21 protein-coding genes are annotated in these 25,298 nt (G+C 54.7%); 11 read left to right on the forward strand and 10 right to left on the reverse strand.

The annotated features are described in order from the left end of the window. Positions 1-175: 175 nt before the first annotated feature. The 3 genes from SH467x_RS05590 to SH467x_RS05600 all read left to right on the forward strand — a co-directional run bounded on the left by SH467x_RS05590 (position 176) and on the right by SH467x_RS05600 (position 3,287). Positions 176-451, forward strand: a complete 276-nt coding sequence (locus SH467x_RS05590) for a hypothetical protein (protein ID WP_482370296.1) — start codon at positions 176-178, stop codon at positions 449-451. 291 nt (positions 452-742) lie between these two features. Next, complete coding sequence (locus SH467x_RS05595; protein WP_482370297.1) at positions 743-1,852, forward strand: transposase; 1,110 nt, start codon at positions 743-745, stop codon at positions 1,850-1,852. Positions 1,853-3,077: 1,225 nt separating this feature from the next. Beyond that, positions 3,078-3,287: a helix-turn-helix transcriptional regulator gene (locus SH467x_RS05600; RefSeq protein ID WP_482370298.1), complete on the forward strand. Its 210-nt coding sequence runs from the start codon at positions 3,078-3,080 to the stop codon at positions 3,285-3,287. A 100-nt stretch (positions 3,288-3,387) separates the two neighbouring features. Here the strand turns inward: SH467x_RS05600 and SH467x_RS05605 are convergent, their stop codons facing one another. Continuing rightward, positions 3,388-3,948: a DUF417 family protein gene (locus tag SH467x_RS05605; RefSeq protein ID WP_482370299.1), complete on the reverse strand. Its 561-nt coding sequence runs from the start codon at positions 3,946-3,948 to the stop codon at positions 3,388-3,390. A 114-nt stretch (positions 3,949-4,062) separates the two neighbouring features. Continuing rightward, positions 4,063-4,965: a helix-turn-helix domain-containing protein gene (locus SH467x_RS05610; RefSeq protein ID WP_482370300.1), complete on the reverse strand. Its 903-nt coding sequence runs from the start codon at positions 4,963-4,965 to the stop codon at positions 4,063-4,065. Positions 4,966-5,266: 301 nt separating this feature from the next. On the opposite strand from SH467x_RS05610, the gene SH467x_RS05615 reads away from it, so the two are divergent. From SH467x_RS05615 to SH467x_RS05625, 3 genes are read left to right on the forward strand one after another with little or no spacing between them, the layout of a single operon-like run. Then, positions 5,267-5,581 (forward strand): hypothetical protein, encoded by a 315-nt coding sequence (locus SH467x_RS05615; protein WP_482370301.1) that lies wholly within the window; start codon positions 5,267-5,269, stop codon positions 5,579-5,581. Beyond that, a complete protein-coding gene (pepT, locus tag SH467x_RS05620) occupies positions 5,578-6,834 on the forward strand; it encodes a peptidase T (protein ID WP_482370302.1) in 1,257 nt (418 codons plus the stop codon). Before SH467x_RS05615 ends, pepT begins: the two co-directional genes overlap by 4 nt. Further along, positions 6,798-8,408, forward strand: a complete 1,611-nt coding sequence (locus SH467x_RS05625) for a sulfatase family protein (protein WP_482370303.1) — start codon at positions 6,798-6,800, stop codon at positions 8,406-8,408. Before pepT ends, SH467x_RS05625 begins: the two co-directional genes overlap by 37 nt. Here SH467x_RS05625 and pepF read toward each other — a convergent pair. Next, positions 8,397-10,190: an oligoendopeptidase F gene (pepF, locus tag SH467x_RS05630; RefSeq protein WP_482370304.1), complete on the reverse strand. Its 1,794-nt coding sequence runs from the start codon at positions 10,188-10,190 to the stop codon at positions 8,397-8,399. The genes SH467x_RS05625 and pepF overlap by 12 nt on opposite strands. Positions 10,191-10,370: 180 nt before the next feature. On the opposite strand from pepF, the gene SH467x_RS05635 reads away from it, so the two are divergent. Then, positions 10,371-10,736 (forward strand): ArsR/SmtB family transcription factor, encoded by a 366-nt coding sequence (locus SH467x_RS05635; protein WP_482370305.1) that lies wholly within the window; start codon positions 10,371-10,373, stop codon positions 10,734-10,736. Positions 10,737-10,806: 70 nt separating this feature from the next. Then, entirely contained in the window at positions 10,807-12,447 is a 1,641-nt protein-coding gene (locus SH467x_RS05640) for an FAD-dependent oxidoreductase (protein WP_482370306.1), read from the forward strand. A gap of 14 nt (positions 12,448-12,461) precedes the next feature. On the opposite strand, the gene SH467x_RS05645 is transcribed toward SH467x_RS05640, so the two are convergent. The 5 genes from SH467x_RS05645 to crtI are packed head-to-tail and all read right to left on the reverse strand — an operon-like array spanning position 12,462 to position 17,319. Next, entirely contained in the window at positions 12,462-13,373 is a 912-nt protein-coding gene (locus tag SH467x_RS05645; RefSeq protein WP_482370307.1) for a hypothetical protein, read from the reverse strand. 37 nt (positions 13,374-13,410) lie between these two features. Further along, entirely contained in the window at positions 13,411-14,148 is a 738-nt protein-coding gene (surE, locus tag SH467x_RS05650; RefSeq protein WP_482370308.1) for a 5'/3'-nucleotidase SurE, read from the reverse strand. Further along, positions 14,145-15,248: an aminotransferase class V-fold PLP-dependent enzyme gene (locus SH467x_RS05655; protein WP_482370309.1), complete on the reverse strand. Its 1,104-nt coding sequence runs from the start codon at positions 15,246-15,248 to the stop codon at positions 14,145-14,147. The genes surE and SH467x_RS05655 overlap by 4 nt, the downstream gene beginning before the upstream one ends. Positions 15,249-15,265: 17 nt before the next feature. Continuing rightward, positions 15,266-15,763: a glutathione peroxidase gene (locus SH467x_RS05660; protein ID WP_482370310.1), complete on the reverse strand. Its 498-nt coding sequence runs from the start codon at positions 15,761-15,763 to the stop codon at positions 15,266-15,268. Beyond that, on the reverse strand, positions 15,760-17,319 hold the full coding sequence (crtI, locus tag SH467x_RS05665) for a phytoene desaturase family protein (RefSeq protein ID WP_482370311.1): 1,560 nt from the start codon (positions 17,317-17,319) through the stop codon (positions 15,760-15,762). Before crtI ends, SH467x_RS05660 begins: the two co-directional genes overlap by 4 nt. Positions 17,320-17,463: 144 nt before the next feature. Between crtI and SH467x_RS05670 the strand changes: the two genes are divergently transcribed. From SH467x_RS05670 to SH467x_RS05680, 3 genes are all read left to right on the forward strand, one after another. Continuing rightward, positions 17,464-17,961, forward strand: a complete 498-nt coding sequence (locus tag SH467x_RS05670) for a dihydrofolate reductase (RefSeq protein WP_482370312.1) — start codon at positions 17,464-17,466, stop codon at positions 17,959-17,961. Between the two features lie 198 nt (positions 17,962-18,159). Continuing rightward, positions 18,160-18,954: an ABC transporter ATP-binding protein gene (locus SH467x_RS05675; RefSeq protein ID WP_482370313.1), complete on the forward strand. Its 795-nt coding sequence runs from the start codon at positions 18,160-18,162 to the stop codon at positions 18,952-18,954. Further along, positions 18,954-21,536 carry an FtsX-like permease family protein gene (locus SH467x_RS05680; protein WP_482370314.1) on the forward strand — a complete coding sequence of 861 codons (2,583 nt, stop codon included), beginning with the start codon at positions 18,954-18,956 and terminating at the stop codon, positions 21,534-21,536. Before SH467x_RS05675 ends, SH467x_RS05680 begins: the two co-directional genes overlap by 1 nt. A 9-nt stretch (positions 21,537-21,545) precedes the next feature. Here SH467x_RS05680 and SH467x_RS05685 read toward each other — a convergent pair whose 3' ends face one another. Together SH467x_RS05685 and SH467x_RS05690 are read right to left on the reverse strand one after the other, a co-directional pair. Further along, on the reverse strand, positions 21,546-23,132 hold the full coding sequence (locus SH467x_RS05685; RefSeq protein WP_482370315.1) for an AMP-binding protein: 1,587 nt from the start codon (positions 23,130-23,132) through the stop codon (positions 21,546-21,548). Next, complete coding sequence (locus tag SH467x_RS05690) at positions 23,108-25,048, reverse strand: hypothetical protein (RefSeq protein ID WP_482370316.1); 1,941 nt, start codon at positions 25,046-25,048, stop codon at positions 23,108-23,110. The genes SH467x_RS05685 and SH467x_RS05690 overlap by 25 nt, the downstream gene beginning before the upstream one ends. Positions 25,049-25,298: the final 250 nt, after the last annotated feature.

Consider the following 25,298-nt stretch of genomic DNA (forward strand, 5'->3'; position numbering starts at 1 on the left):
CGAAGTTATTCAGGAAGATTTGACACTACCCGGCAATAGCGACACGCTATGTAGGTGGGAGCTTTCTCGGTTGGGATTAACTCTAGGCATCCGGCCGGAAGGGCTGGTGCGTGTTCCAATGACTTCAGCTGACTTACGACGCATTGTTTTTTATTCCTACTGGACGAGGTATCTGATGGCCAATCTATCTGACCCACGCGTCATCTCGCTGAAGGGCTTCTTGTTTTTGCTGCTTGGGTTGCTCGCGTCTGCGCTGCTTGTCGCACAGCTTCCGGATCTTCGATACGCCTTTCTGCTTGCGGTCGCGGTCTGGGGTTATTGTCGTGCCTACTATTTCGCTTTCTATGTCATCGAACACTACGTTGACCCCGACTTTCGATTTGCCGGATTGTTTCACTTCGCTCGGTACGCACTGCTTGGACACTCGCCGGACCGAAAAGAACGTAGGTGACATCAGGTGGCGACGTCTGGTTTGACGTGTGATCATTTGTCACGTACGACGAACTACCAGCGATCGTATCCATCCAAACCCTGCATTCACCCGGCATGAGTGTCCCCAGTCCTGGTGAGTGTCCCCAGTTTTTGGTTCCGAAAAATTTCCTGCTGGCACCTCTTCCCCACTCTTGTATGTGGGATCTCAAGACGCTCCAATAGATCGCTCGCACAGGATCGTGCACGGCAATCCGAATGAATCGCCCCTTGTTTTGCCGATGTTTTCCCTTTCGCCCAAGGAATTCAGATCATGCGCACCGCCCGCGCCGATATCTACCGTCCCGATGAAGTCGCGACCGTCCACACCATCGCCACCATTGTTCGCAAGTACTACTTGCTCGGCGATGATGCTCTGACCCGCAAAGATTACAGCCATCGCTGTCTCTGGATCACCAAGCAAATCGAGGAACAGGCCCAGTACTTTGGCATCGACGTCTTAGGTCATGCCATCATGAGCAATCACTTCCACTCAGTCTTGCGCTCCCGCCCCGACATAGTCCAAGAGTGGGACGACACCGAAGTCGCCAGGCGCTGGATGTTGATGTGTCCCAAGAGAAAGAACAAAGACAAGAGTCCGGCGGAGCCGAACCAGAAGGAGCTTGACGCCATCCGCACCAAGCCAGAGAAGGTCAAAGAGATCCGGCTCCGGCTCAGCGATATCTCTTGGTGGATGCGCATCCTTTGCCAGCGGGTGGCCAAGCGAGCCAACATGGAACTCCAAGAGACCGGTCGGTTCTTCAATGGCCGGTTCAAGTCGATGAGGTTGCTCGATGACGAGGCCATCTTGGGCTGCATGAGCTATGTCGATTTGAATCCCATCCGAGCCCAGGTTACCAAGACGCTGGAGGGCTCCCAGCACACGTCGGTAGCCAAGCGGATCGCCGCGCTCACGCAAGTGCTAGGAACAGAGGTTCCGCCACCGGAGGCTTTGCAGGAGGGAGGGTCCCAGCAATCCAGCTCGTCAGGCGAAGATCCAGTCTTGTGGCAGCGTCGGCTGCCCGACGCGTACTTAGCGCCGATCGAGCTGGTGGATGAGAAAGGGAGTGCGGGGAGCAAGCCGAGCAAGACGCAGAAGCGGTGCAGTGACAAGGGAGTGGTTCCCCTATCTTCGATGAGCTACATCCAGCTGTTGGATGCAACCGCCCGGATCATCAAGGAAGGGAAGAAAGGCTTCACACCGGAGGAGGTACCCCCGGTGTTCGAGAGGTTGAACATGGATCCAGCGCGCTGGATCGATTACACGACCCAGTTCAGCCGGATGTTCTCTTTAGCGGCCGGCGGAGTGCGTAGCATGAAGGAAGCCAGGACGCTCGTTACGAAGCGGCAGTATTACTGTCCGCAATACCAAGGTCGTACCTAGCGGCAGGTCATTCAGTCCGCAGGCGGGTTGTCGACGCTTCCAGCGACGCAATTTGCCGCTTGCCGTCGACGTTGACCGAAATCAGCATCCCCCAATCCCCCTTCTTCTTGGCATTCCGTGCGGACCTCCCCCCGCACGAGGGTTCTCGCTGCGCGCCGCCTGACCAAAAACGGCCCCAAAACCCGTTTTTCGCCCCTCTTCGGCCTCCACTCCCCCAAGCGCCCCTCAAAACCCGCCCCCACCCCCCTCCTCCGGGGGGCCACCCCCACCCCTGGTGAGTGTCCCCAGATTCTGATGAGTGTCCCCAGTGCTGGGGACACTCACTAGTGTTTGATCTTGAATATTTGAAGCGGTGCAGGCGGCGGGGGGGGGGCGCGGCGGGGGTTCGTAGTCCAGAGTCGGGGTGTCGTCGCTGGTAAATTTATTGCTGGCTGCACCGTTGGTTTGAGTAGACGATTCTTTGGGGAGCGGCTCGTCCGCATTCGTGTCTTGCTCTTCTTCCGGTACTGGGGCTTCGAATAACGATCGCTCCGCAGTGCGTGACGATTGAGCAGATTTTGGTGAGTGTCCCCAGTTTTTGCTTTTCGAGAGTGGCTAAGGACGGCTCGAAAGATGTAGGTTTTACGCATCGCTCCGGTGTGATCTTTGCAAGGTTTCCCCGCCCCAAAATCAACCTGCAGTTCGTATCCGGCTTCGACCTCCATGCGTCGAAAGGGAAGTGGCTGATCTTTCCCAAGGGAACGGACAAATCGATGTACCGACCAGTACTTTCCCGAGTAGCCATGTTCGGATTGAAGGTCCTGAAAGATCCTCTGGGAATCCAGTCCTCGCTCTAGCATTTCCAGAATCACTTCCCGAAACGGTTCACACTTGCTCCGTGAAGCTTGAGAGGTCGCTGACGAGGTGTCCGACCCGGTTGGCGCTTTGGTACTGTTTGGAGACTCCGAGCCGGTTGGCGCTTTCGCGTCATCCGAGGCCAAATCGGCCAAATGCCGTATAACGGCGCCACGAGACACTCCAAGAGTGATTGCAATGGCTCTCTGACTGAGGCCTTGCTGACGTAACTGCTTGATAGCTAATGATTTATCCATGCCCAGTTGATATACCACGATGCCGCCCGAAGTGAGATTCTGTGAAGAAGAACCACTCCAGGAAACTTCGTGAGCCTCCTTGCTTCAACTGGTACCGTTTGAAGCGTCAATGACTGGTACTATCTGGGCGCCAAATGAAACGTTTTAAGGCAATGAGAGCCGAAAGAGCTTGGTCGCAAGCTGAACTAGCCGAGAAACTAACGGTTTCCCGACAAACGGTAAACGCGATTGAAACAGGCAAGTACGATCCCAGTCTTACGCTCGCCTTTAAGATTTCCGAGCTCTTTCGACTACCACTCGAGCAGATCTTTTTCCCTCAGGAAGGAGGTTCGGTACCAAGTTAAGTGAAGCGTTGAATGCGATTGACTTGACTTCATCGACTTCCGATCACGCGACACATCGACAAGGTAACGATGCCCGTTGTGAGGCACTTAAATCGTTCAGCTATGGCGTTTGAAGGTGCTTTCTGGCGGAGTCGGACATGGTGATCAGAGCAGCTCCCATCATAATCGCATCCTTGAGCACGAGTCTTCCTGCTCCGCTGAGGTAAGGGAAGCCATGCTGCGCGTCTCCTAAATCGGGGACCCAACACTCCGGTGTTGTGATCAAAAAGGAGAGTGTCACAAACGACATGAGGAAGATGAGGAAACTGCCCAAAGCTGCAATGGCCGGAATCCATGGATGGCAACATAACATAAGCCCAAATAGGACGATCGTCGTACCGAGACCAAAGGCAAATCGATACGTGCCATTTGATTCGTGCCAAGCCCGATTCTCCGGTACCAACGCTCCTTCTGGGTTCTTATGGCTCTTGTAATTGCCGGGATCCGATATCAAAAAGTTCATGACGGGACTGTTGGCGACGAACGGAATGATGCCGTCGGCTTCGTATCGAACGGCCTTGAGACCGCCGATCCAAAAGAATACGACAATCAGCCCCAGTCGAGCCGAGATCACTCCAATTCTGTCCGCTCTCGCTGCCAATTCCATCACAGGACGTATCATCGCTATCACTCGCATTGAAAAGGTACCCTTGAGCGGCTGTTCTCCTCGAACCCATTTCACCTCCGCTCGGACGATTTCACTATCGAAGGAGTCGTCTAGAATTGGAATGGACGATCAGCCCAAAGGCATGGACAGATTTCTACCACCGCGAATCGTCGTCTCGAACTCACGGAAAAACGTCGGCGAGACCCCTGTCGCCTTCTTGAAAACCCGGCTGAAATAAAGCTCATCACCGAACCCAATCTCCGCTGCAATCTCTTTGATCGGCTTCCACGTGTGAAGCAATTGCCACTTGGCATGCGTCATGATTCGACGGCGAATGAGATCGGTTGGTGTCGTTCCCAAATGCTCTCGCACCAATCGACCAAGTGTCTTCGGTGTGACGCAAAGCGCATTGGCATAGTCCGCCGGGGAGTGCCAAGCTCGATAACGTTCTTCGATCAATACACTCAGACTTGCTAAAGTTGGATGGCGATGCGAGGCAGATACGGCCGAACAACATTCCTCGATACGATCCTTGGTACGTGTCGCCAGGATAAGTAGCAACTTGAGATAAGCGAGCGATGCCTCCATGTATGCCAATCTGCGTTCCGCTTGTTCGCGACCGATGGAAGCGAACAAATCGGACATCGCGGAAGCTGTCTTGGCCTCTAACGCGATAACGGGAACGCCATACGGATCGTTGAAAACCTTGCCAGCGCAACCCACTTCCGCGTGAAATGTCTCGACGCAAAGAAAATTGGCGTGGAATTCAATGCGTCGGCAGGAGATCGAATCGTCGCATTGAAAACTTACATACTGATAGGGTACGACGCACAGAAGAGACGGAGACTGAAACGGGTGGCACGCGTCATCGACAGAGAAGTTTCCTGAACCGGACTCGATGAGGTAAAGACCAAAGCAATTTGTCCGAGGGGGCTCCGTCCTCGATCCTTCCAGTCGCACCTCACGCAGGCGAATCGCCTCCCCCCCCTCTCTGGGGTCATACCAGCTTTCCTTTTCACCAGAAGTATCCATGCAACCGATTCGATATCGAGCTATCCCTCTAGCATCGAGATCGCACAACTCCTTGAACGAAACGAAAGCAACAGGGTAAAAGCGCGCGGGATTCAACAGTTCGAGACGCTTCCGATTTTAAAGGGAAGTGCGTCCACTGTCGAATGGGAGAGGTCGTTGACGAGCCCAGGGAAACCGTGGTATGTTCGGCCGACGACGCACACCAATTAGGTGCTATTTGCTTGGGCAATCTGTTGAGGACAACAGATGTGTAATGGATGAACGATAGGGCTGTTCGACACCGAAGAGAAAAGGGTTGGGAATGTCGCGACTTGAAAAGATTCTGGCTATGCTGGAAACGGAGCCAGAGGATACGTTTTTGCGTTACACATTGGCCATGGAATATCGCAAGCTGGATCAATCCGAAAAGAGCATCGAGTTGCTCAAGGGGCTTATCGAGAAAACATCCCCCCCTTTCGTCCCTGCGTTTCTGATGGCAGCACAGCAGCTCTCCGAAACAGAGCAGATCGAAGAGGCCCGCAGCCTCTTGCGAGTTGGCATCGAGGAGGCTCGCAGGCAAAACGATCTTCATGCTGCGAGCGAGATGGGTGAGCTGCTATCGGAGTTGGGGAAATGAGCCAGCGAGACAGGTTGATCGAACGGTTTCTCGAATACGTTTGCATCGACACCACGGCGAATCCGGATACCGATCGCTATCCCAGCAGTGATGGCCAACGACTGCTAGGAACGCGTCTTCGAGACGAGCTTGCGACACTCGGTCTGGAGCAGGTCGAGCAGGACGAACATGGATTGGTATGGGCATGGTTGCCGGGCAATGTCGTAAACGCCCCTGCCATCCTTTTGAATGCGCATTTGGATACATCCCCCGAAGCGTCCGGCAAGTGCAATCCGAATCGCATCGACAGATACGATGGTGGCCGAATTGAACTGGCGAGCGGCGATTGGCTATCCCCTGAGAACACTCCCGAATTGGCATCGCTCTCCGGTCACACGTTAATCACCACCGACGGAACATCCTTGCTGGGAGGTGATGATAAGGCAGGAGTCGCGGCGATCATGGAGATCGTCCATCGCTTGGTAGAGAAACCGAGTTTACCGCACGGTCCAGTTCAAGTCCTCTTTACCTGCGATGAAGAGATTGGACGTGGTACGTCTCGCATCCAACGCGAACAGATCCGAGCGGTCGCCGGCTATACATTGGACGGAGGCGGAGCAGGCACCATTGATGAAGAAACCTTTTCAGCGGACTTAGCGACCGTTCGGTTTCTCGGACGCAATACCCATCCATCGGTCGGAAAGGGGAAAATGATCAATGCACTTCGAGGCGCCGCGCATTTCTTGTCCATGATGCCTGCCGCGAGCGACTCCCCTGAATCCACTGATGGGCGCGAAGGGTTCATGCACCCCTACCACTTCGAAGGTGGTGTCGCGGAGGCCAAAGTGCAAGTGCTTCTACGCTCGTTTGATACAGCCATGCTATCCAACTACGCCAATCTTCTCAAAGCCCATGGCCAATCCGTCGCACGCTCCATACCCGGCTTGTCGGTCCATGTCGAAGTGACGGAACAGTACCGCAATATGGCAGACGGAATTCGGCGCCGACCCGAGACGGTGACGCTCGCGGAAAAGGCTTTCAAGAAGTGCGGGTATCCCTTTCGGCGCGATCGTATCCGAGGTGGGACCGATGGAGCATTGCTTACCGCGATGGGGATCCCTACCCCCAATCTCTCGGTCGGGCAGTACAATATCCACTCGACTCGCGAATTTGCTTCGATCGATCAGATTGAGCAAGCGATCGAACATGGAATTTGTTTACTGGGGCTGTGGTCGATATGTTCAGAAATGCGTTCGGATTCACTATCCTCCTAGCGTTCGCGTCTGTTGCTTGCGCGGAGCAGGAAAAGCGTCCCAATATCCTCTTCGCATTCGCTGATGACTGGGGAAGATTCGCGAGCATCTACGCCCAAGCCGACGGTCCAGGTACGTTGAATGACTTTGTCAAAACACCGAACATCGATCGATTGGCCCGCGAGGGAGTGTTGTTTCGCAAGGCATTTGTGTCGGCTCCCAGTTGTACACCTTGCCGAAGCGCCCTTTTATCCGGACAGCATTTTTGGCGTACGGGCCGCGGTGCAATCCTGCGAGGTGCGGTTTGGGATCCAGCGATTCCAGCTTATCCATTGCTCCTGCGAGATAGCGGTTATCACATTGGAGAAACCTACAAGGTTTGGGGACCAGGGACCCCCAACGATGCTCCGTACGGTGCCGGGAAACATGCTTTCGAAAAGGCCGGGGGCAAGGTCAACCAGTTTTCGCAAAGCGTAACAAAGGCACTTGAAAATGGAATCGAGTTGGCCGAAGCCAAGGAGCAGATCCTTCGCCAGGTCGACGCGAATTTTAATGCGTTCTTAGAGGCGAGACCGGAAGGTGCACCATTTTGTTATTGGTTCGGTCCAACGAACGTGCATCGGCAGTGGACTCAGGGATCCGGCAAAGCATTGTGGGGGTTCGACCCCGACCAACTCCAGGGGAAGATGCCCAGCTTCCTTCCCGATGTTCCGGTCGTGAGAGAGGATTTATGCGACTATTTTGGTGAGATCGCCGCGTTCGATGCCTCGGTTGGTCGGTTGATTCGACGGTTGGAAGAAAACGGAGAACTGGATAACACGCTCATTGTCATTTCAGGTGACCATGGGCCACCTGGATTTCCACACGGGAAGTGCAATCTCTACGACTTTGGAACTAACGTCTCCCTCATCATGCGATGGGGCAAAGCACCGGCGAATCGCTCGATCGACGATTTGGTGAGTCTCACGGACTTGGCCCCCACTTTTTTAGAAGCGGCTGGAGTTTCGGTGCCTTCGACGATGACCGGTCGGAGTTTAATAGGGATCTTGCAATCGTCCAAGTCGGGTAAATGCGAGCCCGCACGCGATGCCGTGTTCGTGGGGCGAGAAAGGCATGTCGAGAATGCGCGCGCGGATTTCAAACCCTATCCCCAGCGCGCGATACGAACCGATGACTATTTGTACATCATCAATTTCGAACCCGATCGATGGCCACTCGGAGACCCCTACCGACTAGACGATGGCAGAGAGCCGACGATGAAGGAATTGACCGACGTGACGCGAGTTACGTTGCCAGATGAAGACGCGGGACCGACCAAGGCATGGTTGGTACAGCATCGGAATGATCCGGAGTGGCGTTCCCATTTTGAATGGGTCTACGGCAAGCGCCCTCGAGCGGAGTTGTACGATTTGAATCGAGACCCAAATCAGACCCGCAATTTGGCGAACGATTCCGCCTATGCAAAAGTCCAAGAGCAGTTGCACGCGAGGCTGATGCAGGAGTTGGAGCGAACGGGCGATCCTCGCGTTCAAAACGGCGGGGACTACTTCGAGTCCCCGCCCCTATCTGGACCTGTTCGGGAATCAGACAAGTAGCTCATCGAGCTCTTGTACCAGTTTGCCGAACTCGGTGAGGGCGATGTCGACCGGTTCCGGTTGGCTCATGTCGACTCCCGCGCCGCGCAGTAGGTCGAGAGGATCCTTCGAACAACCTCCCTTGAGAAAGCCCATGTAGTCATCCAGCTCTTGCGGACCACCGCCGAGGACCCTTCGTGAGAGGGCGATGGCAGCGGAAAGGCCGGTCGCGTACTTGTAAACGTAGAACGCATTGTAGAAGTGGGGAATACGGAAGCATTCCAAGGAGAGCTGCTCATCGATCGCGAAGTCTGGACCGAAGTAGGCTTCCAGGAGTTCGCGATAGGCTTGTCGCATCGATGCGACCGTGAGGGGCTCGCCAGCTTCGGCCATTTCGTGGACGATCTTTTCGAACTCGGCGAACATCGTCTGGCGAACGACTGTGGCGCGAATGCTGTCGACTTCATGATTGATCAACGCGGCGCGCTCTTCTTTTGTGCTGGCTCGATCAATCAGATACTTCGCCAACAGCTGCTCATTGAAAGTCGAAGCCACCTCGGCAACGAAGATTGTATAGCTGTAGTAATGAAACGGCTGATTCTTCGACGAGTAATACGTGTGCATCGAGTGACCCGCCTCGTGGGTCAAGGTGAAGACGTCGTTCAAAACAGTCGGCTTGTAGTTCATCAAGATGAATGGATCGCTGTCGTAGGCTCCGCTGCTAAAAGCACCGCTTCGTTTGCCTTTGTTGGGGTAGCGATCACACCAGCGGCCTCGCAGTCCCGCTTCGAGTGTTTTGCCATACTCGGAGCCGAGAGGTCGCAGCGACTCCAGCACGACCTCCACCGCTTGGTCCCAGGTGTAGTGGGTTTGGCGATCCGCGAGAATGGGCACGTAGGTATCGTAGTGATGGATGTCGGCTAGACCCATCTTTCTTCGGCGCAGCTCGAAGTAATGATGGACCGCGGGCAAATTTTTTCTGACCGATGCAATAAGGTTGTCATAGACGCTAACTGGAACGTTATCACCAAATAGGGAGCTCTCGCGAGCGCTGGGGTAGTTTCTCGCTTTGGCGTAGTAGACGTCGGTGTGAACACTGCCGGCTAAGGTGGCGGCGAGCGTGTTCTCGTGCGATTCGAACTCCGCGTAGTACTGATGAAACGCGTTCTTGCGGACTTCGCGATCAGGCGAGATGAGGAACGAACTAAACGAGGCATTCGTGAGGTCCAGTTCGACTCCCTTTTCGTTCTTCACCTTGCCGAACTTCAAATCGGCATCGTTAAGTTGGCGGAACGCCTTGCTAGCCGTTTGGGCCATCTCTCCTTGCATCGCCATCAGTCGTTCTTCGGACTGACTGAGAGTGTGGTCGCGGAAGCGATTGATTCTTTCGAGGACCAGTTTGAAAGGGGCGATGGCCGGCTCGTTCAGGAACGAGAGCAATCGATCCTGAGGAATACTCAAGATCTCTGGGCGGATAAAGCTTGCCGCTTGTCCGGCTTTCGTCGCGGCCGAGTAGTACCGAGCCAAATAGCCTTGGTAGGTGCTGTTGGTTTGGTCCTCGCTCGTGCGCAGGGAAGCGTAGACGCCGATCCGTTCTGCCAAGCGATCGACGCGGCAATCGAACTCCAGGCATTGGGCCAACACATCGGGCGAGCTTCCAAGCCTCCCCGCGAAGGGCGCGAAGCCTGGTATCAGTTGTTCGAATTCTACCAGGGCCGCGTTCCAAGCTTCATCGTTGGGAAACAGGCTACTTAGGTCCCATGTGTCCGCAACGGGAACTTCGGATCGGTTAGGATTGTCCATTTAGCAGTGTCTTTCTGTTCGTAAGTCCTGTCGTCGAGCCACAATTCAAGAGTTTACAGAGTACGTATTTTCTTAGGAGCAGCTCAAGATAGGATCCCTTTGCCTTCGTGCGAACAAGGGCTCCGAGAATAAAATATTGACATATCGCAATCCTGCGACAAATTGGTTCCGAGTTCGAAAATGACAAATCCAAGTTCCCAACCATCGATTCCCATCGTCCAGGGATCGGTATTCGCCCAGAACAACCGACCCGTCCTTTCTCTGAAAGCATGGCAGCATGCGGCGGAGTGCCTTCGAGTCCTGGCACATCCTATGCGTCTGCAGATCGTTCAATTGCTTCTTTCAGAACGTTGCACTGTTGGGGAAATCGCAGAGCGCTGTGGGATTTCCCCAAGTCAAACGTCGGAGCATTTGAAGTTGTTGCAACGGTGCGGTTTTTTGGGCTGCGACAAGGAAGCGAGATTTGCCTATTACCGAGTGATCGAACCGGAGCTGGCGAACATTATGCATTGCATTGAAAACAAATTCCAAGCAAGCGAGTCTTAGGCCCAACGGATGCGTATTGGATGGCGTCGATCGAACGAGTCTCCCGTGATCGGAAGAATGAGGTAGCTGGATGAAATTGGTTATTGTCGGTGGTGTCGCAGGAGGCGCCTCTGCCGCCGCGCGTGCTCGGAGACTCTCCGAAGATGCGCACATCGTTTTGGTCGAACGGGGGCCCTACGTATCTTTTGCCAACTGCGGCCTCCCCTACTATATCGGAGATCAGATTCGGCAACGTGAAAAGCTCATCGTTACCACACCCCATCGATTGCGAGATCGATTTCGAATCGACGTTCGAACGAAGACAAATGCGATCGAGATTCTGCGTAACGAAAAAAAGATCAAATTGCAGAATCAAGAGACCGGGGAAATCCTTCTGGAGTCTTATGACAAGTTGATTCTCTCTCCAGGAGCGTCACCGATTCACGCTGAGTTCCCAGGTTTTGATTTACCTGAGGTCTACACCCTGCGAACACTCGATGACGTGGATCGTATTCGTGGGCTCGTCGATTCCGGTATTGCCGATGCCGTCGTGATCGGAGCCGGTTTCATCGGTCTGGAAGTCGTTGAAAATTTGGTGCATCGAGGTGTTCGGATACACTTGGTTCAATTATCCGATCAAGTTCTCGGGACGATGGACAAGGAGATGACCACGCCGATCGAACGCCAGCTCCGAGAACGCGGAGTCCAACTGCACCTTGGGACCACTGCGAGTCAGATCAAGCGGAGCGATTCTGGCAAGCTCCATGTTACTTTGGAGAATGGGATCGAGATCGCAACGGATATGGTGCTGCTGGGAATCGGTGTTCGCCCCGAGAATCGCCTTGCTGTCCAAGCGGGATTGGACATCGGAACGCGGGGGGGAATTGTCACCAATGATTTCATGCAAACCTCCGATCCGGACATTTACGCCGTAGGAGACGCAGTCGAAGTCGAAGACTTTGTGCTGAAGTCACGGGCGCAGATCGCGTTAGCAGGACCCGCTAATCGGCAGGGAAGAATCGCTGCTGACCATGTCTTCGGGCGTTCTCTTCGATACCGAGGAACGCAAGGAACGGCCATCGTCCGCACGTTTCAGTGCGTCGCTGCTGCGACGGGAGCTACCGAGCGCACGCTGTTGCGATGCCATATCCCCTACCAAAAAATCTATCTGCATCCTTCCCACCACGCAGGGTATTACCCGGGCGCGCAAAGCATGTCGATGAAACTACTCTTTGCACCTGAGACCGGCAAAATACTAGGAGCCCAAATCGTTGGGGGGGAGGGGGTCGATAAGCGAATCGATGTCCTGGCGATGGCCATTCAAGCGGGAATGACTGCGGTCGATCTCGAAGAAGTCGAGTTGGCTTATGCGCCCCAATTTGGATCTGCCAAAGATCCGATCAACATGGCGGGATTCATCGCGGCCGGCGTTCTTCGAGGAGATCATCCAATTGCCCATTGGACCGATGTCATGCAAGACTCGAACGCCTTTGTCGTGGACGTTCGCGATCCATCAGAATTCGAGCAAGGGCATTATCCTACCGCGATGCTCCTCTCGGTCGACCAGTTACGGGGTTCGTTGGACCAACTGCCCAAGGACAAACCCATTTATGTTTACTGTCGCGTGGGTCAACGGGGCTACATCGCGACTCGAATCCTCCTGCAAAATGGATTTGCGGTTCGCAATCTATCGGGTGGCTATTTGACATATCAGCTAGTTGCACCGAAGTAGCCCTGTCGCTCGCGTCATTCGGTGACCGGCAATGCAACGGGGAGGGAGTTGCCAAATCGTTCGAAGTCAAGGAACGACCAGACCACTTTTTTATCCGGACTGACTTCGACGATTTGCGGATTCTCAGGTCCCGCGTGGCAGTTAACGATCCACGTATTGCCGGATGGGAGACGCTGGACCATGGTGATCCACGCGAGCTTTACTCCTGGAAGGTCGTTTTCACCGATTTGCCACACGATTTCCTTGTCAGGCGAAACTTCGATCACGCTGTGACCATCTCCGGTTCCGATGAGCGTATTGCCATTGGCTAGTCGGACGGCCGAATAGGCTTTCTTGCCGACCGGGTATTCCCATACGATTTTGCCTTCCCGATTGTATTCACGGATCAGCATGTCGGCTTCGTGGCAAACCAGGAACGTGTCTTGCGGGGTATGTCGAACCAATCGCGTATCCCGGTGGGGGTCGGGCTTGGAGACTTGCAACGGAATCTTGCTCTTCAAGGACCGGGATTCGTCGAGCAGGAGAACTCGGGTGTTTCCGCTTTCGGCGATCATCCACTCTTTGCTTTTAGGCAAGTACTCGAATCCGTGGATTTCGACTCGTTGGACCCCCGGTTCTGGCTTTGGAGTGTATACCCATTTTTCTTTGCCGGCCGAGTCGATGCGTCGGACTTCACCGAAGTGGGTTTGGAGCAACCAATCTCCGCCGGGGAGTGGCTGAGCATCGTGAATGTCGCGAATCGGAAGGCTCCAGCGGACCGACCCATCGGCATTGATCACAGCCGCTATTTTCTTTTGGTAGTCGGCCGCAAACAAGGCGCGGGGCGCACCTTTTTGTTGCGCGTAAATGGATTGCTGTCCCAACAAAGGGCTTGTAGCGATCAACCCTAAAGCCATTAAGAACGGCAAGCAGAGCGACAGTTTCATGGGAGAGATCTTTCGAAAGAATGTGCAGAGATTGGGTTCAACCGAATGATTTGAGTTTCGTCACCGTGGCATGTCCAGCGAAACAAAGGGAAACATCGCTTCCCTCCTGTCTAGGTCGACTCTGGTAGTTGCTTTGGTAGAGAAACGTCCTTTCCGAGTTGCCTTCGAGCCACTCGGGATTGGCAGTTTCATACGGTACAAAGTGAAATTGAAGGGGAGCGGGTTCTGTTTCGCAAAACGAGATAGGAAAGTGTACCGTCCCGACTATTTCTTCAGGGGGGATAGCCGGCAAATTGACATTCCAAAAAGCACCTGCAACCGGCGGTTCGAGCCATAAGTGTTCCAAGACGCGGCGGGCTCGGAACGCGGACTGAGTCCAATCCTTCGCAATATCGCGCCGCATGTACTGCGACAGCGCTACGGCCGGAAGACCGAGCATGGAGGCTTCCCGGGCAGCCGAAACCGTTCCACTGTAAAGTGTATCAACTCCTAGATTTCCACCGTGATTGACTCCCGATAGAACATAATCGGGACTCAATTTCAGACAATGGATGGCCACGCGTACGCAATCGGCTGGCGTACCCGAAAGGTCCCACTCGCGTTCACGATGTTGTCTCAGTTTCAGGGGTTCTCCATTCGTTACGGCGTGGCTGCAACAACTGCGGCCTTGGTCGGGCGCCACAATCCAGCAGTCGTGTTCCACCGAGAGGAGTTTGGCCAATTCCTGCAATCCGTCGGCATCCATACCATCGTCATTCGTCAGCAGCAGCTTCACGCTTGGAATTCCTTGTCGAGTTCTTCAAATGCTTCAATGATACACGTCACCGATACCTCTCCCGTAAAGGGATCCAGCAAGTGAGCATGGTGGATAACGATCGTCGACGCCGCAACGATTCCTGACAACTCTATCGAATCGATGGAGCGATACCTTTTGCGTGAACGGTTCGCGAACCCTGGGAATCCCTCCCCCACTTGCAAAGCTCGCTCCTTCCATTTCAGCAAAATTCGTTCTCGCTCCGCATCGATCGCACCGAAATCGCATAGCATTCCGAGTTTGTAATAAGCGGCTTCAGCATCCATCTCTTCTATGCGAGGCAAACGAAGCCATTGAAATCTCGAGAGGACCTGAAAAAGTTGTTGAGCACTTCTCGCTCGGGTTCGGTGATCCGCCGCGAGTCTCTCGCATTGCGGAACAATCGCGGCGGCTTGCAGTTCCGACATGGCGAACGCGTCGTTTCCTTTTTCGCAAAAGCGAGTCAACCGTTGGGCGAGCAAGGCATTCGACGTCAGCACCGCCCCCCCTCGCCCTGCCGAGACGAGTTTGCTACCACCGAAGCTGAATACCGCTAGATCCCCCCAGCCTCCGACCGGACGACCATGAAGCATCGCTCCCATGGCTTGGCATGCGTCCTCGATCACAGCGATACCCCTTTGGCGCGCCCAAGGAACAATTCTTTGCATCGGTGCCAGTTCACCGTGCAGATGGCTGACGACAATCGCTTTGGTCTCAGGTGCAACCGATTGTTCCAATACATCGATATCCAGCGACCAACGCAGCGCAGGGGACGGATTGCAGAGCGCGACTCGTGCACCGATATCCTCGACTGCTCGAAAGTTACCAGGATAGTCATATCCGCACAGAAGGACTTCATCGTCGGATCGCAAATGCAGACTGCGGAGAGCCAGTTCAACACCGAGGGTTCCCGACGAACAGAATCGGACATGACTAGGACCGAGCGTGCTGCGAAACCAATCTGCGAGTCGTTCGAGGTTGGGCCCGGAGTAGCTTCGCCATGTCCCACCGGCGATGCATTGGCGAACGGACTCTTCGACCGCCAAGGCTGTTGTAGAGCGAGGAGCGGTGGGAGGGGTCATTCAAATCGATTGGGTTTTTAGGATCGAACAGTCTCGTTCAGCGCCGACTCGATATCCGATTCTAATTGCTTGGGCGTGGTCATTGAACTAAATCGTCGTAGGACATTGCCCGCGCGTCCCACCAAGAATTTGGTGAAATTCCACTTGATCGACTCCGAACCTAGCAACCCGGGCGCTTTAGACTTGAGGTATTGGAAGACGGGATCGGTATTGGGACCGTTCACATTTACTTTGGAGAACAGATCGAAAGCGACATGGTAATTGAGCTCGCAAAATGACTTTACCTGTTCATCGCTCCCGGGTTCTTGATTGCCGAACTGATTGCATGGGAATCCGAGAATGGAGAGCCCGCGGTCGGAATATTTTTGATGAAGTTCCTGCAACGCGTCGTATTGCTTGGTGAAAACGCAGTGGCTTGCGACGTTCACAATCAGGAGGACGCGGCCTCGATAGCGTTCGAAAGAAATCGGGGTTCCGTCGATCCCTTTGGCTTGCAGTTGATAGAAATCCGTCATGCTCCGACCTGGTTAGCCAACTCGGGTTCGGGGCGGTCTAGCGGGCGCATGTCATGGATAAATTGGGATGGTAGCCCGAGGTCTGGCAATAGTTGTTTGCAGGTGATACGCGAGGACTCGTAGATCACGGGCAAACCGCTTCCGGGGTGGGTGCCACCACCGACCAGATAGACCCCATCGAGCTCTTCAAATTTGTTATGCGGACGGCGATGAAGCATTTGGCCAAGGTTGTGGGCGAGATTGAACGTCGCACCTTGATAGACATAGAATTGATCTCTCCAATCGGCCGGCGTCACGACTTTCTCGTAGACGATTCTCTCTCGAATATCCGAGAAGCCGAGCTCCTCCATTTTTCGGAGGGTGAGATGGCGATAAAACTCGCGTTGGGTTTCATCCCAGGGAGTGTTGGGGCTTACATGCGGAACGGGGACGAGGACATAGAGCGAACTCTTACCCGCCGGGGCCATCGAAGGATCGGTGATGCATGGGTTCTGGATATAAATCGACGGATCGCTCGGTAGGACTTTGGATTGTTCGATCTCATAGAGATTCTTCTGGTAGTCCTTCGCGATGTGGATGGTGTGGTGCTTTTCCTCGGGATAGGATCCTTCGACGCCCATATACATCATGAACGTGGAGCAGGAGAATTTCTTCTTCGCCAATTTCTCATCGGACCATCGGCGACGGAGATGGTTGGGGACAAGCTTTTGCATGGCGTGGGCGAAGTCGGCATTGATTACAATCGCATCGGCTTCGTAGATACCCTCCTGCGTTTCAACTGCGGTGACTCGACGCCCCTTGAAGTGGAGTTTGGTGACAGGTTCGTTCACACGAACATCGCAGCCTTCTTCCTCCGCGATCTCCGCCATTCTTTCGCTCACGCGCCCACATCCACCGTAGGGATGGAAGACGCCGTACTCGTACTCCAGGAAAGAAAGGATCGAGAAGAGGCTGGGGCATCGAAAGGGAGACATCCCGAGATACTTTGCTTGGAATGAAAACGCGATTACCAATCTCGGATCCTTGAAGAAGCTTTCCAAGTCGTTTCCGAGCGATTTCCATGGTTTTACATAGGGGGCAGCCGCCACGAGCGAGGGGCGCAGCAGGTCGAGCATGCTATTGAACGGAGATTCCAAAATCGGTCGAAACCGCTCCAGTTTGGTTCGGTTTTTTTGGATGTAGCGAAACACGGCCCCTGCGTCCGCTGGCGAAAGCTCTCGAATCTGCCGATCCATTTCTTGGAGATTCGGGGTGCAGTCCAGCTTTCCTCCGGATCCGAAGCTGATGCGATATTGCGGATCCAATTTCTTCATCGGAATCTCGTGGTCGATATCCCGCCCGATCGACTCAAAGATTTCCTTGAGAATGCGTGGGTAAAGGTAGAAAGTGGGACCGACGTCGAACGAGAAGCCTTGTGCTCGGAGGGTCGAACAACGTCCCCCGACGACATCCCTCGCTTCCAAAACCGTGACTTGTGCACCCGAGTGTGCCAGTTGGAGAGCAGTCGCCAATCCTCCGGGTCCCGCTCCGATTACCACCACTTTGCGCGTCGTCATGTTCGCTAGTCGCCAATTTCGCTTATGGGTATGATTCTGGTCGATCATTTATAGCGAGTCGACAAGCCGACTGGGGGGCATCCATTGCGTCCCATGTCCGGCTTCCCAATTCCTTCAATCTCTCACGATTGCCGCGACGCGTATATGCCAAATTCACGGTTTGAAGCGGTCCTGGCGATTGCACGCAATGGTGTCATCGGAGACAAGCAGGGGTTGCCATGGAAGCTTCGATCGGACTTGATGCGATTCCGCAAAATCACGATGGGGCATGCATTGCTCATGGGTCGGAAGACGTACGAATCGATCGGTCGGCCGCTCCCTGGCCGTCAGACTTGGATTCTAAGCCGCCAAGAGGGCCTTCGAGTTCCTGGTTGCCAGGTCGTGCGCGATTGGACCGAAGCGTTTGCGGGATTGCCCCCGGAGGGCCGTTTGTTTTTGGTGGGCGGGGCGGAGATTTACCGGTTGCTGCTGCCCGAATGCGGAGTGGTGCATCTGACGCGCGTGTTGGCGGATGTATCGGGCGACACCCGGATGTCGGAGCTTGGCCTCGACCGATACACCTGTGCTGAACGGATGTATGTTCCAGCGGATTCCCAAAACGATTGGCCGACAGAGTACGAACGGTGGGTCTATTCGGCATGATGTCTCGTGTCGGAATGGCCCGGTGTGACGCGGAGGAACGGTCAGAGCCCTGGATGGCTCGCAGGACCCTCCGTCTTGGAGTACACTGGAGGGCTTCCGGTAGGACGAAACGTCGCATCGGGAGTTCACTTTTCTTGAAGCAGGCGCGAATCGGCCCGTCGTTTTGCACCGAACGATACCTCCTTTTCTTGCAGCCCTATGCCAATCATTTCAACCAGGAATCTTCGCAAGCAGTTTGGGACAGGAGATGTCGCTGTCGAAGTGCTGCGTGGCGTGGACCTCTCGATCGAAAGCGGGGAATTTGTCGCGCTAATGGGCCCTTCCGGATCAGGAAAGAGCACACTCCTGAGCATCCTCGGTGGAATTGAACCTCCCTCGAGCGGCGAAGTCATCTTGGACGGTGTCGACATTGCGAATTTATCGGATGACGAACGGACCTTGCTCCGCCGCCGCAAAATCGGTTTCGTTTTCCAGGCCTTCAATTTGATTCCCACCCTGACCGCATTGGAGAATGTCTCGCTCCCTCTGGAATTGGATGGAGTCGACGCAAAGGAAGCAAAGCGGCGTGCATTGGAATCGCTGGAACGCGTGGAGCTTGGCCACCGTGCAGACCATATCCCTTCCAAAATGTCAGGCGGGGAGCAACAGCGAGTCGCCGTCGCTCGAGCCTTGGCAATCCAACCGGCGATCTTGCTGGCGGACGAACCCACCGGGAACCTAGATTCCCGCCAAAGTGCACGCGTCACGGCACTTCTTCACAGCTTGGCCGCCGACCACAAACAAACCATCATCATGGTAACGCACGATGCCAACGTTGCGAAATCTGCATTTCGACTGCTGATGTTCCGCGATGGGAACATCGAACGGGACCTATCTCAGGCCGAGTTTGCAGCTACTTTTCCATCCGCCCCAACCCCCGCCGGGTCAGGATCTTCGTCGCATGCCCCACATTCCTCGGGAAGTGATGCGATCCTCTCGGAGGGAAATCGCTAATGCCTCTTGGAAAGCTCTCCAGACGCGAAATTCAGAGCAGACCGCTGCGCAGCCTCCTCACCTTGCTCAGCGTTGTCATCGGTGTCAGCGCGATCGTCGCAACGTCGCTCGCCTCCAATTCGGCTCGGCTTGCGCAGGAAGCGATGGTCCAATCGGTGACCGGAAAAGCATCGCTTGAAATCGAAGGGGTTGGCGGAGCCTCCTTTGACGGCAAACCTTTGGAATTCGTAGCGAAATTGGATACCGTCCAAGTCGCCTCGCCAATCCTGAGGCGATTTTCCAATATGCAGGTCCTCGCCACCGACGAGCCAGGACCAGGAGCCGCAAAATCAGAGGACTCCAGCGAGTCGAAAAAACCGGTCTCCTATCGGGTCCAGCTTTTGGGGGTCATACCCGATTTGGACAAACAAGTTCGCGGCTACACGGTCGTCGAGGGAAAAGAACTCACCTACGAAGAAAGCGATCGCCAATCGGTTTTGATCGATGCAGGATTCGCACAATCGGCGAAGATCCAAATCGGTTCCCAGCTCCGACTCCTCACCCGATCGTTCGGTCAAAACGCGACCGTCATCGGGTTGATCAAGGCGAACGATGCGAGCGCGGGCCTGCAATCTGGATTGGTGGTTGGGCAATTGCGAACCATCCAACGCTGGTCGCAAGCCAACGGGAAGCTCGATGCCGTCCAAGTGGTACTCAAGCCCAAAGCAGACGCGGCGGAGGTGATGGCGACGATCTCCGAACAACTACCAGAGGGGGTGAAAGTGCGCGAGCCAGCCCTGCGCAGCCAAGTTGCCGGGGAAAGCACGATTGCGATGCAGCAAGGTCTGCGTTTAGCAACGGCCTTCGCACTATTGATCTCCGCATTCATCATCTACAACACGTTTCAGATGAACGTGGGTGAACGTCGTCGGCAGTTGGGCATTTTGCGATCGATGGGGGCGCTTCGGGGGCAATTGCTTTGGATGATTGTTCGCGAAGGGCTCTGGCTGGGAGCGATCGGGATTGTCCTCGGATGTGTCGTCGGCTACTTCGGTGCATCGCTCCTGAATCAATCGACCTCCAAGCTCCTGCAGATCTCGATCCCTCAAAGTCCCTGGTCGATCTGGCCTTACTTGAGCGCTGCGATCGCGGGGTTGGCGGTTGCATTTTTGGGAGCATTTTTCCCTGCTTTTCGAGCGTCGCAGCTTTCACCGGCCGAAGCGATGCGCGTCGTCGCGACGGGTGAGTTCGGCTCCTCGCGAGTCGGTTGGCTCGTCTTCGGAACAACGATGATCAGCGTCGGTGGTCTGACTCAGTTTCTATCGGTCTCGGGAATCATCGACGAAAGCCACGCTATTACCGGTGCCGTCGTTATGATCGTGGGGATGATTTTTCTGCTCCCTGGGATCATCGGTGATTTGACCGACTGGGTGGCCAAACTGATTTCACCATTTCTGAAAACGGAGGCCCAACTCGCTCGCCGACAGATCCTTCGTCACCGGGGTAGAAGCTCCCTGACGATCGGGATCGTCTTCATCGCGATGAGCACTGGACTGGGGATGGCGAGCACCATTCTCGACAACATTGGCAACGTCGAAGGATGGTATCAAAGAGCCATCATCGGCGACTTTTTTATCCGCGCTGCAATGCCTGATATGAACAGTGGGCAATCGGCAGATATGCCGGATGGATTGACCGAACAAGTCGCTGCGATGCCAGGTGTCGATGTCGTCGATACGTTGCGATTCGTCCGAGCCCGTTCCGGCGAGAACTCCGTCGTGGTTGTCGTTCGCAAATTCAACTCGACTTCCCAGGACTATTTCGATCTCGTGGAAGGGGAAGAAAAAGAGGTTATGGCGGGAGTTCAAAAAGGAAAAGTGGTCCTCGGTTCCGTTCTCTCGCAACGACTCAATCTCCATAGCGGGGACACGATTCCCCTTGAGACCAACGATGGTTCATCCGATTTGGAAATTGTCGGGGTGACCAACGAATACATCGCAGGAGGACTGACCCTCTATCTCGAATCCGAAAACGCCAAGCGATTGCTGAATGTCGATGGAACCGATGTGATTGTTGTGAAATCGAAGCCAGAATCGCTGAAGTCGCTTGAAGAACGACTGAGAAGTTTGTGCGATGAAACCGGTCTCATGTTCCAGTCTTACGCCGATTTGGTGAAGGTGATTCGCGACACCCTCAATGGCGTTGTCGGGGGATTGTGGGCGGTGCTGATCCTCGGATCGATTATCGCTGCCTTTGGATTGATCAACACCTTAGCGATGAACATCCTAGAACAGACCCGCGAAATCGGAATGCTTCGCGTCGTTGCCATGACGCGTCAACAAGTGCGTCGCATGATCTTTGCCCAAGCCATCATTATGGGACTTATCGGGATCGTCCCCGGAGTGCTTACCGGTGTCTGGATATCCTATTTGATCAACCTCACGACCATGCAAGTCACAGGGCACGACGTCGCCTTCAAAGTGTATCCTTGGTTGCTCGGAGGCGGACTGCTTTTTGAGCTTTTCGTTGTCATTGTAGCTTCTTGGATCCCTGCAGAACGCGCCGCACGAATCAACCTTTCGACGGCCCTTCAATACGAGTAGTGACTGCATCTAACGACCAAAGCGTTCGGCAAACACATTCCGTCGCTTTCCCCCTTTGAAATTGAGCAACCCGGATTGGATTGTCCACGGCTCGGGGCAAATCACGAACTGGGAAAATGACTTTCTAAACTCCTGACTGCACCGACTGAGAACTTGTTTCTCCAATTCGGATAGTTGCTCTGCACCAAGGAAGGCCTCATTCCCCGGAATGCAGATTCGCCAGGTGCCATGCGGCCCGGGAATCACGACGGAATCCTCTAGAAGTGGGATACTGCTCAATTGAACTTCCAGCCCAAGAGGATGGAGTTTGTAGCCATTTGCCAACACAATCGTGTCGTCGCATCGACCGAGTATTTCGAGCGAATCGGTTCCAGTGATGCGTCGAGCTAGATCGCCTGTGCGAAACCAGGACCCTTCGTGCGGGGCATCGAATTGCTGCCAACGCAGGCTCGTCTCTTTGTCCTCATTCCAGTAGCCCATCATCACATTGGGACCGCGCACCCAAAGATTGGAATCGGAGTCGAGCATCACTTCCGTTCCCGCAACTGGTGGACCGACGCCATCCAAACAAGTAGGTGCGCCGGAGTCGGGATGGATGTTTGAACAGACGACTGGGCTAGTTTCTGTCAGCCCATACCCTTGATAGATAGGCATTCCCGCATCCTGATAATTCGAACGCAGGACGTTGGGTAGTGGGGCGCCACCGCTAGCAAGCTGACGGATTCGGCCACCCAGGGCCACCCGAAGGTTTGACTCGATCGGTGATGGGAGCCGTGCGATCAAGGCTTCGTAGACCGACGGGACCGCATTGATCAGCGTCGGTTGCGCGAGGGGGAGTCTGCAAAAGAAGTCCTCGAGTCCGCATGCGACTTCCATGGAGGAGCCGCTGATCAGCCAAGTGGTCAATTCGCAAGTGCGTGCATAGGCGTGGGCGAAAGGAAGGAGATTGACGCGATGGTCGGTCGGAAACTGTGGCATCGCTTTGAGCTTTGCCAGCGCATTGGAAAGCAGGTTGCCATGCGAAAGCATCACCCCTTTCGGAACACTGGATGTGCCTGACGTAAACAGGATGGTCGCCGGCTGCGATGCGTTCCAGATCGATTCATTGCGTAGCCGAGAATCGAGCCAGCTTGTATCGACACCGATAGGCATGGACCTCCATTCGGGAAGAGGAAGGCCGGCCACGCGCTCGCGATGCAGAGGCCCCAGAAACGTGGCGCGAGTTGAAACGCGATTAATAATTTCGCGAGCGGTCTGGTCGGAGAGGCGGGGGTCCAACGGAACCGAGGTAGCTCCTAGAACGCTGCAGGCCCAATCCGTGAGAATCCAATCCAAAGAGTTGAATCCCCAGATAACGACGCGATCCAGGGGGCGAATTCCTAGACGCAACAGCTCATGGGCGAATCCACCGACTAGCCCTGCGAGTTGTCCCCAAACAATCTTTTGCGGTGGCCTGCGAAGATCTTCCGATCGCTCGATCCAAGCGACCGAATCGGGCCTGAACCGAGCATGCCTTCCAAGATAGGACAACGCCGATAGCTGTTGTCCCCCGCACGGCATGACATCGGTGCCTAGTTCAAATGCGCCTGGAGCCATCCCTCATCCACAACGATCGAAGCCAAACGGAGCCCCTGTAGATCGGCAGGAAGCTTTTCGTCGATGCGAAGTGGCTTGTCCAGCAGTTCCGGCTTGAAGACATCGTCGAACTTCTTTTTCAAGAAGCTGCGGAGGGAAACAGCTCGGACCCCTCGCTGCTGGCGCCCGGAGAATTCGATGCGAACTTCCCCGTCGCGCACCAATTGCAGGGCACCGTCGACCAAGGTGGGCGTGTACGATGCCTCAATTGTCGCCGGTTGATCGAGCGCTTGATCTCCGCGATCCAGTTTCGTCGTTCGGATACGGAAGATGATCTTCGAGTCTTCGAACTGAACTTCAACAGGATGGCTACCAGCCATGGTGATAGCCCAAGGCTCGTCGTTGTCGCGGCGAACGGCTCCCTCGGCGAGTTCTCCGAACTGCTGCCGATACAATTCAGATTCTTCGCTGTTCAATATCCGGCCGGCTAAAACAGGATCCATCAAATTGGAGATCGCGGACTCGTGGATTTGCAGAGCAATTCCCGTCGTCGGAACGACGTGAGGACAGGAGGTTGGAGCAGAGAACTGAACATCTTGCTGCACCTTCCAAAGCATCGCCATGTAATGGTCGCTGCTCCACGATGATCGCATCGGTTTGCTAAGTCCCAAACGGACCAACTCCACAATCGATGGATTTCCGATTTTCTCATTGGACTCCGCAAGTTGCGATACGAGCTGTTCGTGGAACTGATTACGGATTCGAGTTTCCATGCGACCTTCTGCGATCGCATCTGCCTGTGGCTTTTGCTTGGCAGCTACTTTTGCAGCCACCTTCTCAATAATCTTCAGCTTTGCGTCGATTGCATGGATGTTGGTGATCAGATTTGCATCGGTGCTGGTGTCACCCAGTGCCATCAATCCGTTTGGACCGAGAGCAATGGTCTCGCCGGCGGAAACAAATGCCGAACCGGTCGTGTAAAGTTTGACTCCTCGGTTGTACCCTACGTTGTTGCTGGAGAAATCCCCATGCAGCTGCAAACGAACCATGGCCTGCGAGGAGTTGGGAATCAATCGTGGGGTCACCGCTCCGCTGAGGATGCTATTGCCGAAGATTCGCGTACCGAGGATTTCTTCACAAACCGGATTCGGTTCGCATACACCGCGACCAAATTTGTTATGCACATAGTCTGCGGTGAGTAGGACCCGGGCGTTGGAGCGCGAAAAGAGTCCCTGGATCTCTCGAATCAATTCGGGTGTTTGATTGGCTTGAGCCAAGTACGAAACGGTCAATGCTGCGTCGCGTCGAGCGTTGATATCTTTGGCAAGATCGGATTTCTGGATCAGATCGGCCAACTGCGTCAATCGATTGCGCAAAATCTCTACCGACTTGGTAGGGTCGGAGCTGAAACGTAGCGCGATCAGATAATCCTGAATAGCGTCGCGGACGCTGGTGAACGGGCTGAGTTCTAAGCCGTTGAAGTTCTGGCGGAAACGTTTCTCGAGTTGCAACAAACTGTCTTGATCAGGCTGTTCTTTCTCGAGCTCTGCACGAAGCTGGCTCCAGCGAAGGAACTCCTTCCACTGGTCCCGATTCTCGGGAGTTCGGTCCAAATACGCTTCGAACGCTCCGACTGATTGGTCTAGCCGCTCACGAGCTGACTTTGCAGAAGGAAATGAATTGGGATCCAATCCTTCCTGTGCCGCTTGAATTGCAGGGAGCCATCGCAACTGCGGCGAGTCCGCTGCGGGTGGGACGATAGCAGGCTGGGCTACGGCGGGCTGAACGACAGCAGCCTGTGCAGCTTCCTCGGACTCCTGTCCGAATACCGCTGTTGCAGCAAATGGGCCCGTGGCGACTGGGGCACCGAAAACTGCCGTAAGGGAAAGCCAAAGGCGAAATCCTGCGCGACGTTGTTGAACCGAATGTGTTGGCATGGTAAACCTCCTTGATGCTCCTCTGAGTGGCGTCGTACGAAGCCGAAATTGTAACGGTCGTCAGGGCTGGATCCTAGGACCTATTTCCCCCAACTCTCCCAATCCTCCTTTCCCCCTATTCAGCGTTCAGATCATAGCGGCTGGCGCATCCCCTGGCGAGCAGCGGGGATATGGGTAGGAAAAAGAGGGCTTTTGTGTAAGATCGGAGGCCCGTTCGTATCATTCCTCCGGTTCCAACAGCGGTATCTCC

The sequence above is a fragment of the Brakhagea slesvicensis genome (assembly GCF_052161625.1).
Classification (GTDB): Bacteria; Planctomycetota; Planctomycetia; order Pirellulales; family Pirellulaceae; genus JBKCUI01.

Excerpts from the sequence above, each read along its gene's own strand:
- SH467x_RS05660 (WP_482370310.1), bottom strand. The coding sequence starts at position 15,763 with ATGACGGATTTCTATCAACTGCAAGCCAAAGGGATCGACGGAACCCCG.
- SH467x_RS05640 (WP_482370306.1), top strand. The coding sequence starts at position 10,807 with ATGAAATTGGTTATTGTCGGTGGTGTCGCAGGAGGCGCCTCTGCCGCC.
- SH467x_RS05675 (WP_482370313.1), top strand. The coding sequence starts at position 18,160 with ATGCCAATCATTTCAACCAGGAATCTTCGCAAGCAGTTTGGGACAGGA.
- SH467x_RS05590 (WP_482370296.1), top strand. The coding sequence starts at position 176 with ATGGCCAATCTATCTGACCCACGCGTCATCTCGCTGAAGGGCTTCTTG.
- SH467x_RS05680 (WP_482370314.1), top strand. The coding sequence starts at position 18,954 with ATGCCTCTTGGAAAGCTCTCCAGACGCGAAATTCAGAGCAGACCGCTG.
- SH467x_RS05655 (WP_482370309.1), bottom strand. The coding sequence starts at position 15,248 with ATGACCCCTCCCACCGCTCCTCGCTCTACAACAGCCTTGGCGGTCGAA.
- SH467x_RS05625 (WP_482370303.1), top strand. The coding sequence starts at position 6,798 with ATGTTCAGAAATGCGTTCGGATTCACTATCCTCCTAGCGTTCGCGTCT.
- crtI (WP_482370311.1), bottom strand. The coding sequence starts at position 17,319 with ATGACGACGCGCAAAGTGGTGGTAATCGGAGCGGGACCCGGAGGATTG.
- SH467x_RS05635 (WP_482370305.1), top strand. The coding sequence starts at position 10,371 with ATGACAAATCCAAGTTCCCAACCATCGATTCCCATCGTCCAGGGATCG.
- SH467x_RS05595 (WP_482370297.1), top strand. The coding sequence starts at position 743 with ATGCGCACCGCCCGCGCCGATATCTACCGTCCCGATGAAGTCGCGACC.
- SH467x_RS05615 (WP_482370301.1), top strand. The coding sequence starts at position 5,267 with ATGTCGCGACTTGAAAAGATTCTGGCTATGCTGGAAACGGAGCCAGAG.
- pepT (WP_482370302.1), top strand. The coding sequence starts at position 5,578 with ATGAGCCAGCGAGACAGGTTGATCGAACGGTTTCTCGAATACGTTTGC.
- SH467x_RS05690 (WP_482370316.1), bottom strand. The coding sequence starts at position 25,048 with ATGCCAACACATTCGGTTCAACAACGTCGCGCAGGATTTCGCCTTTGG.
- SH467x_RS05685 (WP_482370315.1), bottom strand. The coding sequence starts at position 23,132 with ATGGCTCCAGGCGCATTTGAACTAGGCACCGATGTCATGCCGTGCGGG.
- SH467x_RS05670 (WP_482370312.1), top strand. The coding sequence starts at position 17,464 with ATGCCAAATTCACGGTTTGAAGCGGTCCTGGCGATTGCACGCAATGGT.
- SH467x_RS05605 (WP_482370299.1), bottom strand. The coding sequence starts at position 3,948 with ATGATACGTCCTGTGATGGAATTGGCAGCGAGAGCGGACAGAATTGGA.
- SH467x_RS05610 (WP_482370300.1), bottom strand. The coding sequence starts at position 4,965 with ATGGATACTTCTGGTGAAAAGGAAAGCTGGTATGACCCCAGAGAGGGG.
- SH467x_RS05600 (WP_482370298.1), top strand. The coding sequence starts at position 3,078 with ATGAAACGTTTTAAGGCAATGAGAGCCGAAAGAGCTTGGTCGCAAGCT.
- SH467x_RS05645 (WP_482370307.1), bottom strand. The coding sequence starts at position 13,373 with ATGAAACTGTCGCTCTGCTTGCCGTTCTTAATGGCTTTAGGGTTGATC.
- pepF (WP_482370304.1), bottom strand. The coding sequence starts at position 10,190 with ATGGACAATCCTAACCGATCCGAAGTTCCCGTTGCGGACACATGGGAC.